2 protein-coding genes and 1 pseudogene are annotated in these 2,606 nt (G+C 70.1%); 2 read left to right on the top strand and 1 reads right to left on the bottom strand.

Translation table 11 applies throughout. The annotated features are described in order from the left end of the window. Positions 1-95: 95 nt before the first annotated feature. On the bottom strand, positions 96-569 hold the full coding sequence (locus ACTUAL_RS23505; protein WP_440901765.1) for an RDD family protein: 474 nt from the start codon (positions 567-569) through the stop codon (positions 96-98). Positions 570-767: 198 nt separating this feature from the next. Between ACTUAL_RS23505 and glnA the strand changes: the two genes are divergently transcribed. Beyond that, positions 768-2,192, top strand: a complete 1,425-nt coding sequence (gene glnA, locus ACTUAL_RS23500; protein WP_440901764.1) for a type I glutamate--ammonia ligase — start codon at positions 768-770, stop codon at positions 2,190-2,192. 192 nt (positions 2,193-2,384) lie between these two features. Further along, positions 2,385-2,606: pseudogene (locus ACTUAL_RS23495) on the top strand (HAD family hydrolase); the annotation flags it as partial.

Below are 2,606 nucleotides of genomic sequence, written 5' to 3'. Positions count from 1 at the left end.
CCCGCGGCGGCCCCGGGGGGCCCCGGGGGGGCCGGCCGAGGTGTTCCACGGGTGGGAAGCGGCGGGAAGAGGACCGGAACGGGTGATCTGCGGGGTCAGCGCACCCGGATGACGATGGTGCCCGAGGCCTTGTCGTGCAGGCAGCGCCCGTCGGCGTCCCACACCACGGCCGGGACCACCAGGAAGATCAGCGCGGTGCGCAGCGCGGCGCGCGGCGGGCCCACCAGGGCGGCGCCGTCCACGCGCGCGACGCGCAGCCCGAACAGGGCGTGCCCCGGCGTGAAGCCGAAGAACCCGACCGCGACGACGGTGATCGCGAACCAGGCCAGCAGGCTCCAGTTGCGCGGCAGGTCGGGGTAGGTGAGCAGGCCCGCGACGCCCGCGGAGAGCGCGAAGTCGACCAGGACGGCCAGCGCCCTGCGCCCGGTGCCCGCCACCGCGCCCGGTCCGGACTCCGGCAGGCCGAGGCGCTCGCCCTTCCAGCGCTGCCCGGTCCCGTCGCCGGAGTCGGCGCCCGGCTCCAGCGCCGCGCGGGGTCCTGACAGCCACGAACCGGTCCACCTGCTCACCCCTCCAGAGTAAGGGCGTGCTCAGCGGGTGAGGGCGTTGAGGTCGGGTTGCCCCGCCCGGCGGGCCCGTTAACACTGGCGAAACACGAGGGTGACTGCCGGGCAACACCCCGGCCATAGCGTCGCGCCCGATGGGTAGGCCGCCTTGACCAGCGGCGTCACACCACGCCCCCACCGCAGAAGAAGGAGTCGACGAGGGTGTTCAAGAATCCCGACGAGGTCCTGAAGTTCATCTCCGACGAGGGCGTGAAGTTCGTCGACGTCCGCTTCAGCGACCTGCCCGGCGTGATGCAGCACTTCACCCTGCCCGCGAAGGCGTTCGACGCCGACGCGATCAGCGAGGGCCTGGCGTTCGACGGCTCGTCGGTGCGGGGCTTCCAGTCCATCCACGAGTCGGACATGCTGCTGCTGCCCGACCTGTTCACGGCGCGCCTCGACCCGTTCCGGATCGAGAAGACGCTGATCGTGAACTTCTTCGTGCACGACCCGTTCACCCGCGAGGCGTACAGCCGGGACCCGCGCAACATCGCGCGCAAGGCCGAGCAGTACATCGCCGAGTCGGGCATCGCGGACACCGCGTACTTCGGCGCGGAGGCGGAGTTCTACATCTTCGACTCCGTCCGCTTCGACACCACCGCGAACGCCTCCTTCCACGAGATCGACGCGATCTCCGGCTGGTGGAACACCGGCCGCGAGGAGGAGGGCGGCAACCGCGGCTACAAGGTCAAGTACAAGGGCGGCTACTTCCCGGTCTCGCCCAACGACCACTACGCCGACCTGCGCGACAAGATGGTCCTCAACATGGAGGACCAGGGCTTCACCGTCGAGCGGGCGCACCACGAGGTGGGCACCGGCGGCCAGGCCGAGATCAACTACAAGTTCAACACGCTGCTGCACGCGGCCGACGACCTGATGCTGTTCAAGTACATCATCAAGAACACCGCGTGGCAGGCGGGCAAGACCGTCACCTTCATGCCGAAGCCGCTGTTCGGCGACAACGGCTCGGGGATGCACACCCACCAGTCGCTGTGGAAGGACGGCCAGCCGCTGTTCCACGACGAGTCCGGCTACGCGGGCCTGTCGGACACGGCGCGCCACTACATCGGCGGCATCCTGCACCACGCCTCGTCGCTGCTGGCGTTCACCAACCCGACGGTGAACTCGTACCACCGCCTGGTGCCCGGCTACGAGGCCCCGGTCAGCCTGGTCTACTCCCAGCGCAACCGGTCGGCGTGCGTGCGCATCCCGATCACCGGCGACAACCCGAAGGCCAAGCGCATCGAGTTCCGCTGCCCCGACTCGTCGGGCAACCCGTACCTGGCCTTCTCGGCCATGGTGATGGCGGGCCTGGACGGTGTGAAGAACAAGATCGAGCCGCCTGCCCCGATCGACAAGGACCTCTACGAGCTGCCCCCCGAGGAGGCTCGCGACGTCAAGCAGGTCCCGGCGACGCTGGACGCGGTGCTGGACAGCCTGGAGGCGGACCACGAGTTCCTGCTGGAGGGCGGCGTGTTCACGCCGGACGTGATCGACCCCTGGATCGCGTTCAAGCGCGAGAACGAGATCGACCCGCTGCGCCTGCGCCCGAACCCGTACGAGTTCGCGCTGTACTACGACGTGTGATCGGCGCGGGGGTTCGACCAGGGGTTCTCCCGGTTGAGCCGCTGCGCGGGCCGTCTCCGGGCCGTCCGAGCCGGAGAGGCCGTCCGAACGAGGGCCGGGTGACTGATCCAGTCGCCCGGCCCTCGGCCTTTCCGCTGCCCGTGCCGCCGCGGCATCCGGCCGGTGGGCGTCGGGTGCGGGTAGAACTGCGGGGTGACCGCGGACCGGGTGCCGGTGGACGACCTGAAAGCGCTCAGCCGCGTCCTCGCGACCACCGACGCCCTGTTCCTGGACTTCGACGGCCCCGTCTGCGCGGTCTTCTCGAACTTCCCGGCGCGCGAGGTGGCCGACCTGCTCCGAGGCGTTCTGGCCGGTGGCGGTCACACCGGCTTGCCTGATCGTGTCGCCGCTTCCGAGGACCCGTTCGTGGTCCTG

This window comes from Actinosynnema sp. (assembly GCF_052038725.1).
Note: the sequence above shows the minus strand (reverse complement) of the source record. Positions and strands in the feature narration are given on the sequence as shown.